The 20,131-nt window shown below is 63.2% G+C and carries 20 protein-coding genes; 14 read left to right on the top strand and 6 right to left on the bottom strand.

The window, feature by feature from the left end; genetic code table 11:
• Window positions 1-204: 204 nt before the first annotated feature.
• Window positions 205-390, top strand: a complete 186-nt coding sequence (locus HV744_RS10955) for a hypothetical protein (protein ID WP_175149513.1) — start codon at window positions 205-207, stop codon at window positions 388-390.
• Window positions 391-458: 68 nt separating this feature from the next.
• Here HV744_RS10955 and mgrA read toward each other — a convergent pair whose 3' ends face one another.
• On the bottom strand, window positions 459-1,502 hold the full coding sequence (gene mgrA / locus HV744_RS10950; protein ID WP_175149512.1) for an L-glyceraldehyde 3-phosphate reductase: 1,044 nt from the start codon (window positions 1,500-1,502) through the stop codon (window positions 459-461).
• A gap of 217 nt (window positions 1,503-1,719) precedes the next feature.
• On the opposite strand from mgrA, the gene HV744_RS10945 reads away from it, so the two are divergent.
• Window positions 1,720-1,926, top strand: coding sequence for a DUF3185 family protein (locus HV744_RS10945; protein ID WP_175149511.1), 207 nt, complete (start codon window positions 1,720-1,722; stop codon window positions 1,924-1,926).
• A gap of 111 nt (window positions 1,927-2,037) precedes the next feature.
• Here the strand turns inward: HV744_RS10945 and HV744_RS10940 are convergent, their stop codons facing one another.
• Window positions 2,038-2,799 (bottom strand): phytanoyl-CoA dioxygenase family protein, encoded by a 762-nt coding sequence (locus tag HV744_RS10940; protein ID WP_175149510.1) that lies wholly within the window; start codon window positions 2,797-2,799, stop codon window positions 2,038-2,040.
• A 462-nt stretch (window positions 2,800-3,261) separates the two neighbouring features.
• Between HV744_RS10940 and HV744_RS10935 the strand changes: the two genes are divergently transcribed.
• Entirely contained in the window at window positions 3,262-3,630 is a 369-nt protein-coding gene (locus HV744_RS10935; protein ID WP_175149509.1) for a hypothetical protein, read from the top strand.
• A gap of 175 nt (window positions 3,631-3,805) precedes the next feature.
• Here HV744_RS10935 and metK read toward each other — a convergent pair whose 3' ends face one another.
• The gene (gene metK, locus HV744_RS10930; protein ID WP_175149508.1) at window positions 3,806-4,996 is read right to left on the bottom strand and encodes a methionine adenosyltransferase; all 1,191 of its coding nucleotides are present in this window, start codon (window positions 4,994-4,996) and stop codon (window positions 3,806-3,808) included.
• Window positions 4,997-5,274: 278 nt separating this feature from the next.
• Here metK and HV744_RS10925 point away from each other — a divergent pair, with 278 nt between their 5' ends.
• The 9 genes from HV744_RS10925 (at window position 5,275) to hslU (ending at window position 14,895) form a co-directional block, all read left to right on the top strand.
• Window positions 5,275-6,159 carry a lipid A biosynthesis lauroyl acyltransferase gene (locus HV744_RS10925; protein ID WP_175149507.1) on the top strand — a complete coding sequence of 295 codons (885 nt, stop codon included), beginning with the start codon at window positions 5,275-5,277 and terminating at the stop codon, window positions 6,157-6,159.
• 119 nt (window positions 6,160-6,278) lie between these two features.
• Window positions 6,279-7,154 carry a diaminopimelate epimerase gene (gene dapF / locus HV744_RS10920; RefSeq protein WP_175149506.1) on the top strand — a complete coding sequence of 292 codons (876 nt, stop codon included), beginning with the start codon at window positions 6,279-6,281 and terminating at the stop codon, window positions 7,152-7,154.
• Between the two features lie 58 nt (window positions 7,155-7,212).
• Complete coding sequence (locus HV744_RS10915) at window positions 7,213-7,935, top strand: DUF484 family protein (RefSeq protein ID WP_175149505.1); 723 nt, start codon at window positions 7,213-7,215, stop codon at window positions 7,933-7,935.
• A gap of 39 nt (window positions 7,936-7,974) precedes the next feature.
• Window positions 7,975-8,898, top strand: coding sequence for a tyrosine recombinase XerC (xerC, locus tag HV744_RS10910; RefSeq protein WP_175149504.1), 924 nt, complete (start codon window positions 7,975-7,977; stop codon window positions 8,896-8,898).
• Between the two features lie 94 nt (window positions 8,899-8,992).
• Window positions 8,993-10,195, top strand: coding sequence for a class I SAM-dependent rRNA methyltransferase (locus tag HV744_RS10905; RefSeq protein WP_175149503.1), 1,203 nt, complete (start codon window positions 8,993-8,995; stop codon window positions 10,193-10,195).
• A 190-nt stretch (window positions 10,196-10,385) separates the two neighbouring features.
• Window positions 10,386-11,468: a CobW family GTP-binding protein gene (locus tag HV744_RS10900; RefSeq protein ID WP_175149502.1), complete on the top strand. Its 1,083-nt coding sequence runs from the start codon at window positions 10,386-10,388 to the stop codon at window positions 11,466-11,468.
• Between the two features lie 675 nt (window positions 11,469-12,143).
• Window positions 12,144-12,563: an RNA polymerase-binding protein DksA gene (gene dksA / locus HV744_RS10895; RefSeq protein WP_006050516.1), complete on the top strand. Its 420-nt coding sequence runs from the start codon at window positions 12,144-12,146 to the stop codon at window positions 12,561-12,563.
• 439 nt (window positions 12,564-13,002) lie between these two features.
• Window positions 13,003-13,539: an ATP-dependent protease subunit HslV gene (gene hslV, locus HV744_RS10890; RefSeq protein WP_006050517.1), complete on the top strand. Its 537-nt coding sequence runs from the start codon at window positions 13,003-13,005 to the stop codon at window positions 13,537-13,539.
• Between the two features lie 9 nt (window positions 13,540-13,548).
• Complete coding sequence (gene hslU, locus HV744_RS10885) at window positions 13,549-14,895, top strand: ATP-dependent protease ATPase subunit HslU (protein ID WP_175149501.1); 1,347 nt, start codon at window positions 13,549-13,551, stop codon at window positions 14,893-14,895.
• Window positions 14,896-15,031: 136 nt separating this feature from the next.
• On the opposite strand, the gene HV744_RS10880 is transcribed toward hslU, so the two are convergent.
• A complete protein-coding gene (locus HV744_RS10880; protein ID WP_175149500.1) occupies window positions 15,032-15,574 on the bottom strand; it encodes a response regulator transcription factor in 543 nt (180 codons plus the stop codon).
• Entirely contained in the window at window positions 15,571-16,887 is a 1,317-nt protein-coding gene (locus HV744_RS10875; RefSeq protein WP_175149499.1) for an ATP-binding protein, read from the bottom strand. Before HV744_RS10875 ends, HV744_RS10880 begins: the two co-directional genes overlap by 4 nt.
• A 123-nt stretch (window positions 16,888-17,010) precedes the next feature.
• Between HV744_RS10875 and HV744_RS10870 the strand changes: the two genes are divergently transcribed.
• Complete coding sequence (locus HV744_RS10870; RefSeq protein ID WP_175149498.1) at window positions 17,011-18,648, top strand: tetratricopeptide repeat protein; 1,638 nt, start codon at window positions 17,011-17,013, stop codon at window positions 18,646-18,648.
• 65 nt (window positions 18,649-18,713) lie between these two features.
• On the opposite strand, the gene HV744_RS10865 is transcribed toward HV744_RS10870, so the two are convergent.
• Window positions 18,714-18,938, bottom strand: a complete 225-nt coding sequence (locus tag HV744_RS10865) for a cysteine-rich CWC family protein (RefSeq protein WP_175149497.1) — start codon at window positions 18,936-18,938, stop codon at window positions 18,714-18,716.
• Between the two features lie 265 nt (window positions 18,939-19,203).
• On the opposite strand from HV744_RS10865, the gene argB reads away from it, so the two are divergent.
• Window positions 19,204-20,103: an acetylglutamate kinase gene (gene argB, locus HV744_RS10860; RefSeq protein ID WP_064266865.1), complete on the top strand. Its 900-nt coding sequence runs from the start codon at window positions 19,204-19,206 to the stop codon at window positions 20,101-20,103.
• Window positions 20,104-20,131: the final 28 nt, after the last annotated feature.

Genomic DNA, 20,131 nt, shown 5'->3' with positions numbered 1-20,131 from the left:
GGTTCAGCGCCTTGCGAAAAACCGCTGCGGCGCCGTGAAGCATTGCTACGTTGATCTAACCGTCTCCTATACTCGAATCGAGCGTGGGCGGTGCATGACTGAGCGATTCGAGCCGTCCCTTCGCCGGCAAATACTTGGCAACCGTGTTGCATGGGATCGGAGTATGCGCTAAAGCGCTAACTCCGATCGACAAAGGAGACGAATATGACGACCTACTTCACGATCGGCGATTTCATCCTGGTCATTCCGATGGCGCTGGCCGGCGCGCTGTTTGTCGGGGCGGTTCCCTGCAAGACGGAACTACGGCACAACGCACTGCGCGTGCTTGGCGCACTGCTTGGCGTGGTATTCGCGGTCGTGCTGGTCGAAGGTTTGCCGGCGCTGGTATAGCGAAAAAAAGCCGCCTCACAGGCGGCTTTTTCGCATCTTCTACTTCCGCGGGGTGCGGGTCACGGCGATCAGATCGCCTGATCCGTCGACGGCTTTTCCCACAGATTGATCCCACCTTCGGTCGCGTAGCGATCGATCTCGGCGAGTTCATCCTTCGAGAACGCGAGGTTCTTCAGCGCGCCGACGTTCTCGCGTACCTGCTCCGCGCGGCTCGCGCCGATCAACACGGAAGTCACGCGCGAATCGCGCAACGCCCACGCGAGCGCCATTTGCGCAAGACTCTGTCCGCGACGCTGCGCGATGTCGTTCAGCTTGCGCACGTGCTCGATGTTTTGCGGGCTCAAATGCTCCTGCTTCAACGAACCGCCGCCCGGCTTGTTGACGCGCGCATCGTCCGGCACACCGTTCAGGTACTTGCCGGTGAGCAGGCCTTGAGCGAGCGGCGTGAACGCGATCGTGCCCGCGCCGACCTTCTCCAGCGTATCCAGCAGTTCGTGCTCGATCCAGCGGTTGAGCATGTTGTACGCGGGCTGATGGATCAGCAGCGGCACCTTGTATTCGGCGAGCAGCTTCGTCATTTCGAGTGTCTTGGCCGCCGAGTACGACGAAATCCCGATGTACAGCGCCTTGCCTTGCTGCACGGCGCTCGCCAATGCACCGGCGGTTTCTTCGAGCGGCGTGTCCACATCGAAACGATGCGAATAGAAGATGTCGACGTAGTCGAGGCCCATGCGTTGCAGACTCTGATCGAGACTGGCGAGCACGTACTTGCGCGAGCCGCCGCCCTGGCCGTACGGACCCGGCCACATGTCCCAGCCGGCCTTCGACGAAATCAACAACTCGTCGCGATACGGTTTGAAATCGTCCTTGAACAGACGGCCGAAGTTCGTCTCCGCGCTGCCGTACGGCGGCCCGTAGTTGTTCGCGAGGTCGAAGTGCGTGATACCGAGATCGAAAGCCGCGCGCAGAATCTCGCGCTGCGTGGAGATCGGCGTGGTGTCGCCGAAGTTATGCCACAAGCCGAGCGACAGCGCCGGCAGTTTGAGACCCGACTTGCCGCAGACGCGGTACTGCATATCCGAATAGCGTTCTGAAGCTGCTTCGTAAGCCATTGCTAGTGTCCTTGTTGGTGAAGTCGCCCGGTCATTGCGGGCGTGAGGCGATCACACGTTGCGGGAGGCATGCCGCTTTTATTGGTTTAGGTCGATGTGCGGCTAGACCGCTATGGTAGCCAATCGACGCAATGCGTGCAGGCGCCCAGTATGCAGGATGGACGATGGCTTGCCGCTCCCCTACACTTTGGCCGGTCAAAGCTTATGGGAGGACTGCATGACGAAGGCTATTTCAATTGCGCTGATTGTCGGCGGTATCGTGTTGCTGTATTTCGGCGGGCAGGCGTTCAATTCGGTTAGCAGCGACGTCGCGCGCGTCTTCACCGGTTCGCCGAGCAACAAGGCGATCATGCTGATCGTGGCTGGCGTGGTGGCCACGATCGCCGGGCTGACGGGGGTCGCGTTGTCCGGGCGGAAACGGTAACCGCTCGCTAACTGCTGGTGTGCCGTTGCGGCGCTTTGCGTTCGTATTGTGTGTCCGCGTCTTGCATCGGTCACATGAACGCGGATAAGCGCCGCCGCCCGAGATGAAAATCTAGAAGGCCACTTCCGGCTTCGCGGCCGAACGGGTTCCCGGCAAAGGCACGTTGCTCGCGCCGTGATAGGTGTACACCAGAGAGAACTTCACCTGATCGCTGAGGTTCTTGCCGGCCGAATGCAGCGTATTGCAGTGGAAGAACACCACGTCCCCGGCATTCAGTTCGGGCGACACCGCGGTGCGGATCCAGGCCTGGTTCTCTTCCAGGTCGGAGCGGAAAAACTTGGCTTCGTCGAAGCGCTCGGACGTGAACGCTGCGCTGTGCGACTTCGGCACCAACCACAGCGCGCCGTTATCGACGGTTTCCGGGCCGACCGCGAGCCACACCGACACCAGATCGTCACGCTCGAACGACCAGTAGCGCACGTCGCGATGCCAGCCGGTCAAGCTGCCGTACGCGGGATGCTTGGTCATCATGCAGTTGTGATGGGCGCGCGACAGGCGCGGCTCCTCACCGAAATACAACTCCATCCAGCCGCGAATTTCCGGCGCGGTCGCCCACTGCGCGAAAGCCGGATGACGCGCATACGCATCCAGCAGCCGTCGCACCGTATGCCCGCCCGGCGCATGCCTGGACGACGGCGCGCCGGGGTACTGCAAATCCGCTTCGAACTCGATCGGCGCCGCCACTTCCTGCAACTGATGCTCCGCGATCTGCTTCAGTTCAGCGCAACGCTCGGGCGACACCAATCCCGGCACCACGACAAAGCCCTGCTCCCGCAACGTGCAAATCTGTTCTTTCTTCGAATGGAGTGACATGGTGTTCCGTTACTGTCGACTAGCTGGTGTTCGATTGTAAAACGGGCGCGATCGCGCTGCGCGTTGTTTCGCCTGTCGTGGCGCCCTGGCCTTACGCACTACTTTCAAGCGCAATGAGCCGTTGCGCGGCACATTCGATGGGCAAACACGCACGATAATCGACCGCAAAGGGCCCGACCGCGCAGGCGTGCGGCGCGGATTATCCCCGTAAAAACCCGTATTCGCAGGGTAAAAACCGACTTTCTGCCGTCACGAATCACGTGTAGCCTGCACGCATGTTGATCGCAACTCCCGCACTTTCGCGCCGCGCGCAGGCCACCAAGGACCACGCCGCCGACCTCCGTGCTTTTTCCCGTCGAATTCCAGGCTTTCGCGCCGTCCATCGCGACATCGCCATTGGCACATTTGGTGCTGCTATTGGCGGACATTCCGTCGCGCGACACGTTGCCTACTTGTGAAGCCATGCATACTCTTCTGAGCACCCGTCTTACCCGCGCCGCGCTGAAAGCGGCACGCCCCGCGCGCCGCCATGTCGTGCGCGCGCTGCGTCACCACGCCACCCGCACCCGCGCGTTGGGCGAACAATGGCGCGATGCCAAAGCGGTCGACGGCATTCGCACCTGGTTCCACACGTTCTTCTCCGCGCTGCGTCTGCAAGGCGGCTCGCGCCGCTTTTCGCTGCGCACGCTGCTGCGCAAACCGACGCCGCTGCGTCTCGCCGCACCGCCACGCGCAGCGGTCGTCGCGCCGCAGAATACGAGCCGCCGCCCGCGCCGCATGTCGACGAGCAGTAGCAGCGGCTGGTTTGTGTTCGCGTTTGCGAGCCGTTAAGGCGGTTATCGAACGCACTGCCGTGCTGACAGCACAGGTTTCAGAACGGCGCGCGCATCGCGGCTCTTGATGCCGCGGACCAACCGCGCGACACAACAGCGCACGAATAAGGCAATAAAAAAACCCCGCCCGGCTCCTGCCGGCGGGGTTTTTTACTGGAGCGGACGGTCAGCGCTTATTCTGCCAGCGCGGCAACCGGCTCCGTGCCGGCGGCTTCGGCGAGCGCCAGCGCCTTGTCCGTGGCTTCCCACGTGAATTCCGGCTCTTCGCGGCCGAAGTGACCATAAGCCGCGCTCTTCTCATAGACCGGGCGCAGCAGGTCGAGCATCTGGATGATGCCCTTCGGACGCAGGTCGAAATGCTCCTGCACCAGACGCGTGATCGTCGCATCCGACACGCGGCCCGTGCCGAACGTGTTGACCATCACCGAAGTCGGCTGAGCGACGCCGATCGCGTATGACACCTGAATCAGGCAGCGTGAAGCGAGGCCGGCGGCCACGATGTTCTTCGCGACATAACGGCCGGCGTACGCCGCCGAGCGGTCGACTTTTGACGGATCCTTGCCCGAGAACGCACCGCCGCCGTGCGGTGCCGCGCCGCCGTACGTATCGACGATGATCTTGCGGCCTGTCAGGCCGCAATCGCCTTGCGGGCCGCCAATCACGAAGCGGCCGGTCGGGTTCACGAGGAATTTGATGTCGCCCTTGATGAGCTCAGCCGGCAGCGTCGGCTTGATGACTTCTTCGATCACGGCTTCGCGCAGCGTCTCCAGATCGATGTCCGGCGAATGCTGGGTGGACAGCACGACGGTGTCGATCGCATGCGGCTTGCCGTCGACGTAACGCACGGTGACCTGCGACTTCGCGTCCGGACGCAGCCACGGCAGACGGCCGTCACGGCGCAGATTCGCCTGACGCTCGACGAGACGGTGCGACAGGTGAATCGGCAGCGGCATCAGTTCCGGCGTTTCTTCGCACGCGTAACCGAACATCAGGCCCTGGTCGCCGGCGCCTTGATCGAGGTTGTTGTCGTGCGCGCGGTCCACGCCCTGGGCGATGTCCGGCGATTGCTTGTCGTACGCGACGAGCACCGCGCAGCCACGGTAGTCGATACCGTAGTCGGTGTTGTCGTAGCCGATGCGCTTGATGGTGTTGCGCGCGACCTGGATGTAATCGACGTTCGCGGTGGTGGTGATTTCACCGGCCAGCACGACCAGACCCGTGTTGCACAGCGTTTCGGCTGCGACACGCGAGTATTTGTCCTGAGCCAGAATCGCGTCGAGAATGGCGTCCGAAATCTGATCCGCGACTTTGTCGGGATGGCCTTCGGAGACGGATTCGGAAGTGAAGAGATAGTCGTTTGCCACGTTGCAGACTCCTTTTTGGTGGTTACGGGTGAGTTTCACGTAGCCAGCTTCGGGGAGCCTTGAAGCGGCGACGCTTTAGCGGATTACCTTACCGGCCGGCGCATATCGCATGGATCGCGCCCGCCAGCTTCGCCCCGCAAGTTGTCTATTAACTCGGCGAAGCCCTTATTATAGCGACTTCCTTTGATTGTCACAGAGTGTCCACGAGTGCGGTATTACGCCAACTTTTCCGCTTTCCTGAAATTCGTTACGCGCCACGCCTCTTTTCCGGAGGCGGCATGCTGAGCCGCTATGGCGCGCAGCTCGCAATCGGGCTGTTGAAACTTTTTGCGCTGTTGCCCTATGGTTTCGTCGCCCGTCTCGGCGATGGGCTCGGCTGGTTGCTTTATCAGATTCCGAGCCGGCGCAGGCGCATCGTGCACACCAATCTGAAGCTGTGCTTCCCCGAATGGAGCGACGAGCGCCGCGAAGACGTCGCGCAGAAGCACTTCCGCCACGCGATCCGCAGCTACCTCGAACGCAGTGTGCAGTGGTTCGGCTCGGCGAAAAAGCTCGAAAAGCTGATCCAGCTCGACAGCGCGATCGATCTGACCGACCCGAACCTGCCGCCCACGCTGTTTCTCGGCTTTCACTTCGTCGGGATCGAGGCCGGCTCGATCTTCCTGAACTACTCGCTCAAGCGTCAGTGCGGCTCGCTGTATCAGCCGATGTCAAACCCGGAGCTCGAAGAAGTCGCCAAAGCGGCGCGCGCGCGTTTCGGCGCGGACATGGCGAGCCGCGCCGACAGCGCGCGCATCGTGCTGCGCTGGCTGCGCGACCGCAAGCCGGTGATGCTCGGCGCGGACATGGACTACGGCGCGCGCAATTCCACCTTCGTGCCGTTCTTCAGCGTGCCGACCTGCACGCTGACCGCGGTAGGGCGTCTCGCGAAGGTCGGGCACGCGCAGGTCGTGCCGTTCATCGGCGAGGTGCTGCCGAACTACAAGGGTTACCGGCTCAAGGTGTTCAAGCCGTGGGACAACTATCCGACCGGCGACGACGACGCGGACGCGCGGCGCATGAATGCCTTCCTCGAAGAGCAGATTCCGTTGATGCCCGAGCAGTACTACTGGGTGCATAAACGCTTCAAGACCCGACCGCCGGGCGACCCGAGCGTGTATTGAGCTGAACTTGAGCCGAACCTGAGTCAGTTGGCCGCCAGCGCGGCCAGAGAAAAAGCGCTCGAACGCGGAAATAACGCGCCGTTCGGCGCACCTGCTGGCGCGTCACTTACAATAGCGTGATGAAACTGAAATTCACCAAAATGCACGGTGCGGGCAACGACTTCGTCGTGCTCGACGGCTACACCCAACCGGTCAACCTGACGCCGGCGCAAGTGCGCGCGCTCGCGGACCGGCATTTCGGCATCGGCGCCGACCAGTTGCTGCTCGTCGAAAAGCCCACCGTGGACGGCGTCGATTTCAGATATCGCATCTTCAATTGCGACGGCGGCGAAGTCGAGCATTGCGGTAACGGCGCGCGCTGCTTCGTCAAGTTCGTGCGCGATAGCGGCCTGACCGATCAGCGCAGCGTGCGCGTACAGGTGCAGAAGGGCACGATCACGCTGACCATGCAGGGCAACGGCGAAGTCGTGGTCGACATGGGCACGCCGGTATTCGACCCGGAACGCGTGCCGTTCGCCACCAAAGGGCTCGAAGGCCGCCGCGACGGCGCGGACACGCTCTGGCCGCTCGACGTGAACGGCACGACGCGGTGGATTTCGGTGGTGTCGATGGGCAATCCGCACGCGGTGCAGATCGTCGATGACGTCGAAGCCTTCCCGGTGCTGGTCGAAGGCCCGGTGATCGAACGCCACGCCCGTTTCCCGCAACGAGTGAACGCCGGCTTCATGCAGATCGTCGGCCGTAGCGAGATCAAGCTGCGCGTCTACGAACGCGGCGCCGGCGAAACGCTGGCGTGCGGCACGGGTGCGTGCGCGGCGGTCGCGGCCGGGATCCGGCGCGGGCTGCTCGACGCGCCGGTGCTCGTGCACACGCACGGCGGCAAGCTGACGATCTCGTGGGACAGTACCCGCGAGGGCGAGCCGCTGCTGATGGCGGGCCCCGCGGCGACCGTCTTCGAAGGCGAGATCGAACTGGCCGACTCATCGGCCGCTTAAACTCTTTGACCGACGCGCCGCCCCAAGTGCGTCGCCCTGTAGTCCTTTAGCCGAAACCATGAACGATCGCGAAGTCGCCGACTACCTGCTCGCCAACCCCGAATTCTTCGCCGAACACGCGGAAATGCTCGCGACCATCCGGCTCGCGAACCCGCACGGCAAAGCCGCGGTGTCGCTGCAGGAGCGGCAGATGGAAATGCTGCGCGACAAGAACAAGCATCTTGAACGGCGCCTCGCCGAGTTGCTGCGCTACGGTCACGAGAACGACAGCATTGCGTCGAAATTCAACCGCTGGACCATCCGCGTGATGGCCGAGCGCGATCCGTACGCGCTGCCGCGCACGATCGCCACCGGTTTGCGCGATATTTTCGACGTGCCGCAAGCCGCGTTGCGCGTGTGGGATGTGGCCGAGCCTTACGCACAGGCCGACTTCGCCCGCCATGTCGGCGAGGAAGTGCGCATTTTCGCCGGCAGCCTGAGCACGCCGTACTGCGGCGCGAATACCGGCTTCGAGGCGGCGCAGTGGCTGGTGCCGGCAGTGAGCGCCGTGGCTGACGAAAGCGCGTCCGGCAACGCCACGTCCGAGTCGGCGCACATCACCGAATCGATCGCGTTGCTTGCGCTGCGCGACCCCGAAGGCAACGAAGAAGCGCCCACGTTCGGCCTGCTGGTGATGGGCTCGGCCGACGCGCGCCGCTTCCACGACGGCATGGCCACCGATTTCCTGACGCAGATCGGCGCGCTGGCCAGCGCCGCGCTGAGCCGCCTGCTGCCGCGCTGATCTCACGATCACTGCGCGCCAGCCGCCCCCAAGCCCATCGTGACCGCCGCCGACCCGATCGCCGCCTACCTGTCGAATCTCGAACATGAGCGGCGGTTGTCGGCGCATACGCTGCGCGGCTACGCCCACGAACTCGAAGAACTTCAGCAGCTGGCCAAGGGCCGGCCGCTCGAAAGCCTCACCGCCGTCGACATTCGCGGCGCCGTTTCGCGCGCGCATGCGGGCGGCCTGACGGCGCGCTCGATCGGCCACCGGCTGTCGGCGTGGCGCGCGTTTTACCGCTGGCTCGCCGGCCGCGTCGATCTGCCGGCCAACCCGGTCGCCACCGTGCGCGCGCCGAAGCAGGCCAAGCCGCTGCCTAAAGCCCTGTCCGTCGACGACGCCACGCGGCTGATGGAAAGCCCGCCCGCAGGATCGCCCGAAGGTTTGCGCGATCACGCGATGCTCGAACTGTTTTACTCGTCCGGGCTGCGTCTCGCGGAATTGGTCGGCCTCGACGCCCGTTTCGCCGATACCGACGGCTACCGCTCCGCCGGCTGGCTCAAGCTGGACTCCGCCGAGGTCGAAGTGCTCGGCAAGGGCAAGCGCCGCCGCGTCGTGCCGGTAGGCAGCAAGGCGGTGGCCGCGTTGAACGCGTGGCTCGCGGTGCGCGACCAGATGGTGAAGCACGATCCGCATCCGCTGTTTCTGTCGACGCGCGGCAATCGGCTGTCACCCAACGTGGTGCGTGAACGCGTGAAGCGCGCGGCGCTGATCGCCGGCATTCCCGCCAACGTGCATCCGCACGTGCTGCGACATTCGTTCGCCACACACGTGCTGCAGTCGAGCGGCGATCTGCGCGCGGTGCAGGAATTGCTCGGCCACGCCAGCATTACCGCCACGCAGGTCTACACTGCGCTCGATTTCCAGCATCTCGCCCACGTCTACGACCGGGCGCATCCGCGCGCCAAAAAACGCGGCTGACGCCGCTTTTCCGGCTTGCAGTCTTCGCTTCCGCTTCACTCGCCGTGTGTGTCCTGCCACCCGGCCCAATGCTCATTGCCCTGCTGACACCCTGATGAATACCGTTACGCTCAAACCGTCGAAAGAAAAATCGCTGCTGCGCCGCCATCCGTGGGTCTATGCCAACGCGATCGATCGCGTCGACGGCAATCCCGCGCCCGGCGCGACCGTGCTGGTGCGCGCACACGATGGCCGCTTTCTCGCACGCGCCGCCTACAGCCCGCATTCGCAGATCCGCGCCCGCGTGTGGAGCTTCGACGAAACCGAGCCGATCGATCACGCGTTCTTCAAGCGCCGCGTGCAGCGTGCGATCGCGCATCGCCAGACGATGGTGCATGACACCGGCGCGGTGCGGCTGATCTTCGGCGAGGCGGACGGGTTACCCGGCCTGGTCGTCGATCACTACATCGCCGAGGACGAAGGCCAGCGCAGCCAGCTGGTCTGCCAGTTCATGGCGGCGGGCGTCGAGGCGTGGAAGGAAGCGATCGTCGCGGCGCTGGTCGGCGCGACCGGCTGCCCGAATGTCTACGAACGCTCGGACGTATCGATTCGCCAGAAGGAAGGGCTCGAACAGATCACCGGCGTGCTGGCGGGCGAGCCGCCGTCGGAAGCGCTGATCGCGAGCGAAAACGGCGTGCGCTATCGCGTCGATGTGCGCAACGGCCACAAGACCGGCTTCTACGTCGACCAGCGCGACAACCGCCTGCTGGTGCAGCAGCTCGCGCAGGATCGCGACGTGCTGAACTGCTTCTGCTACACCGGCGGCTTCTCGCTGGCGGCGCTGAAGGGGGGCGCCAGGCGGGTGGTGTCGATCGATTCGTCGGGCGAAGCCTTGGCGCTCGCCCAGCAGAACGTGGCGGCCAACGGCTTCGACACGGAGCGCGCCACGTGGCTCGACGCCGACGCGTTCAAGACACTGCGCCGCCTGTATGACGACGGCGAGCGCTTCGACCTGATCGTGCTCGATCCGCCGAAATTCGCGCCGTCGCGCGAACACGTGGATCGCGCGTCGCGCGCGTACAAGGACATCAACCTGACCGGCCTGAAGCTGCTGCGCCCGGGCGGACTGCTGTTCACCTACTCGTGCTCGGGCGCGATCGACTCCGAGCTGTTCCAGAAGATCGTGTCCAGCGCGGCCGCCGACGCCCGGGTCGATGCACGGATTCTCAAGCGCCTCGGCGCCGGCGTGGATCATCCGCTGCTCACGGCTTTTCCGGAGGGCGAATACCTGAAGGGCCTGCTGTTGCAAATCGCCTGATCGCCCATAACTTTGGGGGCTATTTCGCGCGCCGGCAGCGCAGGTGGTGGCCGGCGCGAACCCCTCCCGCCAGCGCGGGCTTGACAGATATGTTTCAATAACCGGCTAGAAAGGGCTGCGCGCCATCCGGCTGCCGCGCCCGGCCTACGCTTTCGATTACGCACCGTTTCACGACCTACAGGCGACCAACATGATCCCAGTCACCATCCTGACCGGCTTTCTCGGCAGCGGCAAAACCACCCTGCTCAAGCGCATCCTGAATGAAAAACACGGCATGAAGATCGCCGTTATCGAGAACGAGTTCGGCGAAGAGAACATCGATAACGAGATCCTCGTGCAGGACACGAGCGAACAGATCATCCAGATGAGCAACGGCTGCATCTGCTGCACGATTCGCGGCGACCTGTCGCGCGTGCTGAACGATCTGGCGGCGAAGAAGCAGGCGGGCGAGTTGGACTTCGACCGCGTCGTGATCGAAACCACCGGTCTCGCGAATCCGGGCCCGGTCGCGCAGACGTTCTTCATGGACGACCAGATCGCCAGCGAATTCCTGCTTGACGCGATCATCACGCTGGTCGACGCGAAGCACGCGAACCACCAGTTGGACGAGCACGAAGTGGTGCAGCGCCAGGTCGGTTTCGCCGACCGCCTGTTCATCACCAAGGCGGATCTGGTCGACGAAGAACAAGTGGCCGATCTGCGCCACCGTCTGCTGCACATGAACCCGAAGGCGGCGATCAAGGTCGTCAATTTCGGCGAAGCGGAGATCAAGGAAATCTTCGATCTGCGCGGCTTCAACCTGAATTCGAAGCTGGAAATCGATCCGGACTTCCTCGCCGAAGACGAACACGCGCACAGCCACGCTCACGCGCATGACGAGCACGGCCATACCCACGATCACGCCAGCTGCGATCACGACCACGGCCATTGCGACCACGAAGGCCACGATCACGCGCACCACCACGCGCATCACGACGACAAGATCAAGTCGTTCGTGTACCGCAACGACCGTCCGTTCGATCCGAACAAGCTCGAAGACTTCCTCGGCGGCATCCTGCAGATTTATGGCGAGCGCCTGCTGCGCTATAAGGGCGTGCTGTACATGAAGGGCATCGATCGCAAGGTCGTGTTCCAGGGCGTGCATCAGATGATGGGCAGCGATCTGGCCGCGAAATGGCAGCCGGTCGAGAAGAAGACCAACAAGATGGTGTTCATCGGCATCGAACTGCCGCAAGACCTGATCACCGACGGTCTGGACGCCTGCCTCGCCTAAGCGCTCATCCCAGGCGCTTGCCTGACTGCCTGACTGCATGCCGTGCTGCGCCAGTGGCGCGGCATGCAGCGTGCTACCACGCTCGGCACAGGCGTTGCGGTACGCGCGCGGCGTTAATCATCTACTGAATACGCACGACAGCATCCGAAAGGCTGCTGAAAAGTCACGCGTGTGAAAAGCACGTGAAAACCCTGCTGTATTAATGCGTGCACGACCATCGCTTTTTGGTCGTGCGCGCGTTATATTTTCGGGATCTCAGTGCGCTGCAAGGAGATTTTCGCTAGTTGCGGTGCCGGATTGTGATTCAGTTACAATACGTGCCCACTGGAGAATGACTACGAATTGCCCGGTCAGCGCGTCTCCGGCGCCGGGCCTGAAGCGGCGCCGGAAAATCTTGTCCGGGAAACACGCCGAAAATGCCGGCTGGTACAGCCTGAAAAGGTACGCGGCCGGCAAGCAATACCTCAGGAGCATTTGAGAATCGGTTTCCAGAGGAGTTCGGCCCCGCATTGGCGTAGCGACGCCCGGCGTGTGGGCGCCAGGCGCTCCGGCGTCACGACAGCTCACCGTCCGTGCCCGCCTTGGCGCTTTCGCGTCCTCGACGCGCCTTTGCGGGCAATACGAAAGTGCGGGCACTATGTAAGAGTTTTGCCTCACATTGAAGAAGTAAGCCAGATGACGACGAAACGACTCTTGACCGAAGCCGAAATCCTGAAGATGAGCGACAAGGATTACATGAATGAGGATCAGCTCGCCTTCTTCAAGAACAAGCTCGAACAGCTGCAGGCGGAAATTCTCCGCAATGCCGGCCAGACGACCGAGAACCTGCGCGAAACCGTGATCGTGCCGGACCCGGCCGACCGCGCAACGATCGAGGAAGAGCATGCGCTCGAACTGCGCACGCGCGACCGCGAACGCAAGCTGCTGAAGAAGGTGCAGCAATCGCTCGCGCGCATCGATTCGGGCGACTATGGCTGGTGCGAAGAAACCGGTGAGCCGATCGGCATCCCGCGTCTGCTTGCGCGGCCCACGGCAACCCTGTCGCTCGAAGCGCAGGAACGCCGCGAACTGCGCCAGAAGCTGTTCGGCGACTGAACGCTTGCGGCGCGGCTTCGGCTCCGCGCCCTGAAACGCTGCTTCGTCGAGAGGCGCACGGTGATCTGTGCGCCTTTTTTCTTTTGTGCGGCGCTGTTTGGTGTCGCATGCGAACCTGCTTTCGCGCGGCCTGCGTGCGGATGTTCGTTGTTGTTCCAGGCCTGTCGTCCGTTTCTGCGCGGACAGCTTTTCGTCGGCCCGCCTCTGCGCTGCCCGTCTGCGCCCCATTCGCGCGCACGCACCAAATCCCCGGTTTTTTGTCTTATGCCATTTGGCAGCTCTTGATATGACCGCGCAAGCCCTAAAATAAATCGGACATGCGCTGCACGTGCGCGCGCCGTCCGATTGAACCTCAACGACGCGCGCCGTCCGTTTTCAGGATTTATGCGGTAGCGCGTCGCGCTGCCGCGTCCTACCCGTTTTGCAAAGAGGAACGCATATGGAGCAATTTCACGGCACGACGATCGTCTCCGTGCGCCGCGGCGACAAAGTCGCGCTCGGCGGCGACGGCCAGGTGACACTGGGCAACATCGTCATGAAAGGCGGTGCGAAGAAGGTCCGGCGCATCTACAACGGCAAGGTGCTGGTCGGCTTCGCCGGCGGCACGGCCGACGCCTTCTCGCTGCTCGACCGCTTCGAAGCGAAGCTGGAAAAACATCAGGGCAATCTCACGCGCGCGGCCGTCGAACTCGCGAAAGACTGGCGCACCGACCGCATGCTGCGTCGTCTGGAAGCGATGCTGATCGCCGCGGACGCGACCACCACCCTCGTCATCACCGGCAACGGCGATGTGCTCGATCCGGAAGGCGGCATCTGCGCGATCGGTTCGGGCGGCGCGTATGCACAAGCCGCCGCGAAAGCGCTGGCCGACAACACCGAGCTGTCGCCCCGCGAAATCGTCGAGAAGTCGCTGGAGATCGCCGGCGACATGTGCATCTACACGAACCACAACCGCGTCATTGAGACGATCGAGTAAGGACCCACGATGAGCACAATGACCCCTGCCGAGATCGTCTCCGAACTCGACAAACACATCATCGGCCAAGGCCGCGCGAAAAAAGCGGTGGCCGTCGCGCTGCGCAATCGCTGGCGCCGTCAGCAGGTCGAAGATCCGCTGCGCCAGGAAATCACGCCGAAGAACATTCTGATGATCGGACCGACCGGCGTCGGCAAGACCGAAATCGCGCGGCGTCTGGCGAAGCTCGCCGACGCGCCGTTCATCAAGATCGAAGCCACCAAGTTCACCGAAGTCGGCTATGTGGGCCGCGACGTCGACAGCATCGTGCGAGACCTGATCGAGATCTCGGTCAAGCAGACCCGCGAAACGGAAATGCGCAAAGTGCGGACCAAGGCCGGCGACCAGGCCGAAGACCGCATCCTCGACATCCTGCTACCTGGTGCACGCCCGATCGGCTTCGGCTCGAGTTCGAGCGCCACCGACACCGCCGACGAAAGCAGCAGCACGCGCCAGACGTTCCGCAAGCGTCTGCGTGAAGGCCTGCTCGACGACAAGGAAATCGAACTCGACGTCGAACAGCCGCAAGCGGGCATGGACATCATGGGGCCGCCGGGCATGGAAGACATGACCGAGCAGATCCGTTCGATGTTCGCGAACATCGGCGGCGGCAAGAAGACCCGCCGCAAGATGAAGGTGAAGGAAGCGCTGAAGGTTCTCACCGACGAAGAAGCCGGCAAGATGCTGAACGACGAAGAGGTGAAAGCCAAGGCGGTGCAGAACGTCGAGCAGAACGGCATCGTGTTCCTCGACGAGATCGACAAGATCGCGTCGCGCAACGAAGCCGGCGGCGGCGAAGTGTCCCGTCAGGGTGTGCAGCGCGATCTGCTGCCGCTCGTCGAAGGCACCACGATCAATACCAAGTACGGCATGGTGAAGACCGATCACATTCTGTTCATCGCGAGCGGCGCGTTCCATCTGGCCAAGCCGAGCGATCTGATTCCTGAACTGCAGGGCCGCTTTCCGATTCGCGTCGAACTCGACTCGCTGTCGGTGAACGACTTCGAATCGATCCTCGTGTCCACCGATGCGAGCCTCGTCAAGCAATACCAGGCACTGCTCGCCACCGAAGACGTGCATCTCGAATTCGCCGACGACGGGATTCGCCGTCTGGCCGAGATCGCTTACTCGGTGAACGAGAAGACCGAAAACATCGGCGCACGCCGTCTGTACACGGTGATCGAGAAGCTGCTCGAAGAGGTCTCGTTCGCGGCCGGCAATCACTCGGGCAGGACCGTGCAGATCGACGCGGCATATGTCGATCGCGCGCTGAACGAAGTGGCGGAAGACGAAGATCTGTCGCGTTACGTGCTGTAATGTCGCTGTAGATATGCAAGTCGCGTCAGGCTATCCACATTGCCTGACGCAGATCAAATGTGATGCACAAAAAACGGGCTGCCTTTGATTGGGCAGCCCGTTTTTTTACTGCATAAGCGCAAGCAAGACGCCGCGCTTACTGTTTGACCGGCCGCTTCGCCAGCTTGCGCTGCAGCGTTCGACGATGCATGTTCAACGCCCGCGCAGTGGCCGAAATATTGCCGCCGTGTTCGGCGAGCACGCGCTGAATATGCTCCCACTCCAGACGCGCAACCGACAACGGCATGGGGTGCTCGATCGCCTCATCAGCTTGCAGCGCGCTCGCTTCGCTTTGCAGCGCAGACAAAATCGTTTCGACGTTGGCGGGTTTCGCGAGGTAGTTGTCCGCGCCGTCTTTCACGGCCTGCACCGCGGTCGCGATGCTCGCATAGCCGGTCAGCACCAGCATCCGCGCATCAGGCTGCAGATCGCGCAACGGTGCGACGAGCGTGAGGCCGGAGTCGTTGCCGAGATGCAGGTCCACCGTGATCTGGCTGAACTTCTGCTGGTTCGCCAGCTTGATCGCCTCGTCCGCGTTGTGAGCTTCGCTCACCGTGTATCCGCGCCGGGTCAGACCGCGGGCGAGGATGCCGGAGAACACCTCATCGTCGTCGATTACCAGAAAATTCTTTTCGCTCATGCCTGTTTCTCCGTGTTGGATGGCGCGGCACCTTGACGGCCCGCGCCAGAAAATTTGCGCCCGCCGGCGAGCGGAAGCTTCAGCACCGCACGCGTGCCTCGCGGCTTGATCGCGCTGACGTCGGTCAGTTCGATCGATCCCTTCAGACGCGACGCCGCCGAGAACGCCAGATAGAGGCCCACGCCGTGTCCGCCCTGCGTGCTGTCCACCGGCATCGCGCCAAGAGAGCCGCGTAACGCGGCCGGAATACCAGGGCCCGCATCGCAGACTTCGAACACGATCTGGTCGCCGCGCGACGCGAGCGTGCACGACAGCGTGACGTGATCGCGGCTCGCACGCGCGGCGTTGTCGAGCAGAATCGTCAGAATCTGACTGACAGCCACCGTGTCGTCAAGACTGACCTCCGCGGGCGGCGCGCCGATCCGCTCGAACTTCACGTGAGGATGACGCAAGCGCCACTGATCGCCAAACGACTCGAGCCACTCGCCGACCGGTTGCCGATTGGTGGTGGTCGAAGCACGGCTGCGCAAGCGGGCAAGTGCCGACGTGCACAACGTCATCTGCTGCTCGAGTAATTCGAGATCGGCGCTGTACGGTGCGAGCCCTTGGTCGCTGCGTGCCGCGTCGCGTAATTCTTCGGACAACATCGCGATTGTAGACAGAGGCGTGCCGATTTCGTGAGCGACGGTGGCGGCCTGCACGCCGAGCGCGACCGCGCGTTCGTCGTGAAGCAAGCGCTGCTGTGCTTCTCCGAGCGCTGCGTCACGTAGCCGCAGAGCACGCGACATGCGCGCGACGAACCATGCAATCAGCCCGACGCTGACCATGAAGTTGACCCACATGCCGGCGCGATAGTAGTCGAACAGGTTCGCGGGATTATCGAGATTCAGCGGCACGGAATCGAAACCGAGCACGGCGTAGCAGGTCACGGCGAACGCCGCGAGCCATGCCATCAGATGCCACGGCAAAACCGCAGCGGCGATGGCCAGCGATGGGAGGTAGAGCGAAACGAATGGATTGGTCGTGCCGCCGGAGAGAAACAGCAATGCGGACAATGCGCCCAGATCGACCCAGATCTGGCCGAACAATTCCATGTTGGACTCGGGCCGCTGCTGCGAAACGCGCCACCACGTGAGTGCGTTGAACAGCACTTCGAGGCCGATCACGAGCAGCATCGCGGGCAATGGCAGGTCCACGCCGATGAAGATCTGCACGAATGCGATCGTCACCAGCTGACCGATGATGGCAAGGCTGCGCAGCCAGAACAGATGGCCAAGATTGACCCGGCCGGTGTTGGTTATACGATGCGTCACTTTAATCTACCTGTTCGGACTGATCCGACTTGCTTCCAGCTCTACCGCCGGTAACATGATGTTTTGCGACAGCGTCGCATGGGCCGGACTTTCGTCATCGGCTCTTCATCGCGCAACCATCCCATGCTGCCTATCTCCGATCGCGAAGCCGACGCCTCATCAGCTTTCCTGAATTTTTTGCGCGATGCCGCTGCGGCCCGGGAAAGCGGCATTGCGGCAACAGAAGTCCAATGTCTGAATGCCGCCGCGCAACTGCATCCGCTCGACGATGCTTCGCTCGAATCGCTCATCGCCACGTTGCTCGAACAGCATCGTCATGGCGATGCGATCGAACTCGCCGCCATTATTGCCCAACTCGATCCACATCGCGCTCTGACGCACTTTCGTGTCGGTTATACGCTGCAGATGACAAACCGGCATCGCGAAGCCATCGCTCCTTATCGCCGCGCGCTCGCCATCGATCCGACACTGCCGCAGTTGCGCAGCAATCTCGCCGGTGCGCTGATGCTCACCGGCGGGGACCTGAGCGAACAACTGGCGCTTCTGGAAAGTGCGGTCCGCGATGAACCCGGCAACGGTGATTGCTGGACCAATCTCACCAACGCATACCGCATGAGCATGGATCTGCCGCGTGCGCTCGAGGCGGGCGCACGCGCCGTGCAATGCGCGCCGCTGAGCCCGCTGACGCACAACAACTATGCGCTGGCGCTACGCGAAGCGCAACGCTGGGACGAAGCGGAGCAAGCCGCGACAACGGCCTACAGGCTGGCTCCGCATCACGCCAACATGCGCTCCAATCTCTCGATGCTGCAACTCATGCGCGGCGATTACGTGCACGGCTGGCTGTCGCATGAAGCGCGTTGGGACGGCTCGCAGGAACTCGGCGGCAAACGTCCGCTGTTTCCGGCGCCGACCTGGGCTGATGAACCGCTCGCCGGCAAGACGCTGCTGGTGTGGGGCGAACAGGGCATGGGCGACGTGTTGCAGTTCAGCCGCTATATCCCGATGCTGGCCGAGCGCGTGCATCGCGACGGCGGCCGTCTGATCTGGAATTCGTTCCCGCACATGGGCGCGCTGCTCGCGCGCAGCCTCGGCGCTCACGTGGACCACTACTGCGCCGGCGGCGGCGTCGAATCGCTGCCGCCGTTCGACTATGAAATTCCGCTGCTCAGCCTGCCTTTGATATTCAACACGCGTGCAGAAACGGTCCCGGCTGCGTCGCCTTATCTGCTTGCGGACGCGGCCGCGCGCGAGTCGTGGCGCAAGCGGCTCGCCGGAGAAGCGCGGCTCAAAGTCGGGCTGACATGGACCGGCAGCCACGGCCACCAACGCAATCCGTTCCGGCGTGTCGGCTGGGAGCGCTATGCCGCGCATTTCGGTGGCATGCAGGACGTGGCGTTCTATTCGCTGCAACCGGGCGCGGACGCCGACGTTGCCGCCGCACGTGCGGCCGGCCTGCCAATGACCGACCACACCGTCGAATTCGCGACCTTCGACGACACCGCCGCGTTTGTCAGCGCGCTCGATCTGGTCATCACGGTTTGCACGTCCGCGGCGCATCTGAGCGGCGCGCTCGGCCAGCGCACGTGGGTACTGCTCGACGTCAATCCGCACTGGGTCTGGCTGCTCGAACGCAGCGACAGCCCGTGGTATCCGAGCGCGACGCTGTACCGGCAGCCGCGATTCGGCGCATGGGAGCCGGCGCTGGAAGCCGTCGCCCGCGACCTGAGCGTGCTAGCCGCCCAGCATCGCGCAGCATAGGCTACCGGCGTTCCGCCAGAGAAGCGCCGCTGCCCGCGGACGGCGGACTGTGGACGGCGCAATGCTCAGGACAAGTCAGCGCCGGACCCCGCGTAAGTCGCCCGCGCAATCTCCGCGGCCAGACATTCCGGACACAGGCAGCGTCTGGCCGGATCGAGTCTGTCCGCCGGCAACGACGGCATTGCGCGGCACCAGCACTCGAGCGGCTGCGCGTGCATGCCACAGTCGAACGAGTTACCGCAGCGCGGGCAGCGCGCACTGCTTTTCGAGCGGGAAGCGGACGGTTTCATGACGGGCCGGAGGGTGTCGCCAAGGCATTGATCAGGAAATAATGCCACGTCTGGCGAGCCTGCGTGAGTCGTCCATTCGGCCAATTCACAAGCGTCACGCAGGCACGTTACGCTTGCTCGTCGAGCCGGGCCTGCGGCCTGCCATTGCGCGGTGCGCAAAGCCCGCGCCGCCTGCCGCCCGCGCCAGTATCGAAAACCCTGTTGCAGCGCGCCAGTCCTGTACAATTCGCCCTGTTTTAACTGTTCCGTGCCTGAGCCTGCCGCCATGTCCGAGATTCCCGACCTTTCGCAGATCGCGCCCACCCTGAAGGCTGAAATCCTGGCCGAGGCGCTGCCCTACATTCGCCAGTATCACGGTAAGACCGTGGTCATCAAATACGGCGGCAACGCCATGACCGAGGAGCGCCTGAAGCAGGGCTTCGCGCGCGACGTGATCCTGCTGAAGCTGGTCGGCATCAATCCGGTCATCGTGCACGGCGGCGGTCCGCAAATCGACCAGGCGCTCAAGAAGATCGGCAAACAGGGCACGTTCATTCAGGGCATGCGCGTCACCGACGAAGAGACGATGGAAGTCGTCGAATGGGTGCTCGGCGGCGAAGTGCAGCAGGACATCGTCACGCTGATCAATCATTTCGGCGGCCACGCGGTCGGCCTGACCGGCAAGGACGGCGGCCTGATCCACGCGCGCAAGATGCTGATGCCGGACCGCGACAATCCGGGCCAGTACGTCGACATCGGCCAGGTGGGCGAAGTCGAGGCGATCAACCCGGCGGTCGTGAAGGCGCTGCAGGACGACGCGTTCATTCCGGTGATCTCGCCGATCGGCTTCGGCGAAGACGGCCTCTCGTACAACATCAACGCGGACCTGGTCGCGGGCAAGCTGGCGGTCGTGCTGAACGCCGAAAAGCTCGTGATGATGACCAACATCCCCGGCGTGATGGACAAAGAAGGCAATCTGCTGACCGATCTGTCGGCCCGCGAAATCGACGGTCTGTTCGCCGACGGCACGATCTCCGGCGGCATGCTGCCGAAAATTTCGTCGGCGCTCGACGCGGCCAAGAGCGGCGTGCGCTCGGTGCACATCATCGACGGCCGCATCGAGCACTCGGTGCTGCTGGAGATTCTCACCGAACAGCCGTTCGGCACGATGATCCGCTCGCATTGATTCCTGCCGCAAACCCGGCCCACGCGGC

It is taken from the genome of Paraburkholderia ultramafica (assembly GCF_902859915.1).
Classification (GTDB): domain Bacteria; phylum Pseudomonadota; class Gammaproteobacteria; order Burkholderiales; family Burkholderiaceae; genus Paraburkholderia; species Paraburkholderia ultramafica.
Note: the sequence above shows the minus strand (reverse complement) of the source record. Positions and strands in the feature narration are given on the sequence as shown.

Coding starts and splice junctions, on each gene's coding strand:
- HV744_RS10955 (WP_175149513.1), top strand. CDS start 205: ATGACGACCTACTTCACGATCGGCGATTTCATCCTGGTCATTCCGATG.
- HV744_RS10900 (WP_175149502.1), top strand. CDS start 10,386: ATGATCCCAGTCACCATCCTGACCGGCTTTCTCGGCAGCGGCAAAACC.
- HV744_RS10870 (WP_175149498.1), top strand. CDS start 17,011: ATGCTGCCTATCTCCGATCGCGAAGCCGACGCCTCATCAGCTTTCCTG.
- hslU (WP_175149501.1), top strand. CDS start 13,549: ATGAGCACAATGACCCCTGCCGAGATCGTCTCCGAACTCGACAAACAC.
- HV744_RS10935 (WP_175149509.1), top strand. CDS start 3,262: ATGCATACTCTTCTGAGCACCCGTCTTACCCGCGCCGCGCTGAAAGCG.
- HV744_RS10925 (WP_175149507.1), top strand. CDS start 5,275: ATGCTGAGCCGCTATGGCGCGCAGCTCGCAATCGGGCTGTTGAAACTT.
- argB (WP_064266865.1), top strand. CDS start 19,204: ATGTCCGAGATTCCCGACCTTTCGCAGATCGCGCCCACCCTGAAGGCT.
- HV744_RS10905 (WP_175149503.1), top strand. CDS start 8,993: ATGAATACCGTTACGCTCAAACCGTCGAAAGAAAAATCGCTGCTGCGC.
- HV744_RS10945 (WP_175149511.1), top strand. CDS start 1,720: ATGACGAAGGCTATTTCAATTGCGCTGATTGTCGGCGGTATCGTGTTG.
- dksA (WP_006050516.1), top strand. CDS start 12,144: ATGACGACGAAACGACTCTTGACCGAAGCCGAAATCCTGAAGATGAGC.
- HV744_RS10915 (WP_175149505.1), top strand. CDS start 7,213: ATGAACGATCGCGAAGTCGCCGACTACCTGCTCGCCAACCCCGAATTC.
- HV744_RS10880 (WP_175149500.1), bottom strand. CDS start 15,574: ATGAGCGAAAAGAATTTTCTGGTAATCGACGACGATGAGGTGTTCTCC.
- hslV (WP_006050517.1), top strand. CDS start 13,003: ATGGAGCAATTTCACGGCACGACGATCGTCTCCGTGCGCCGCGGCGAC.
- dapF (WP_175149506.1), top strand. CDS start 6,279: ATGAAACTGAAATTCACCAAAATGCACGGTGCGGGCAACGACTTCGTC.
- HV744_RS10940 (WP_175149510.1), bottom strand. CDS start 2,799: ATGTCACTCCATTCGAAGAAAGAACAGATTTGCACGTTGCGGGAGCAG.
- mgrA (WP_175149512.1), bottom strand. CDS start 1,502: ATGGCTTACGAAGCAGCTTCAGAACGCTATTCGGATATGCAGTACCGC.
- HV744_RS10865 (WP_175149497.1), bottom strand. CDS start 18,938: ATGAAACCGTCCGCTTCCCGCTCGAAAAGCAGTGCGCGCTGCCCGCGC.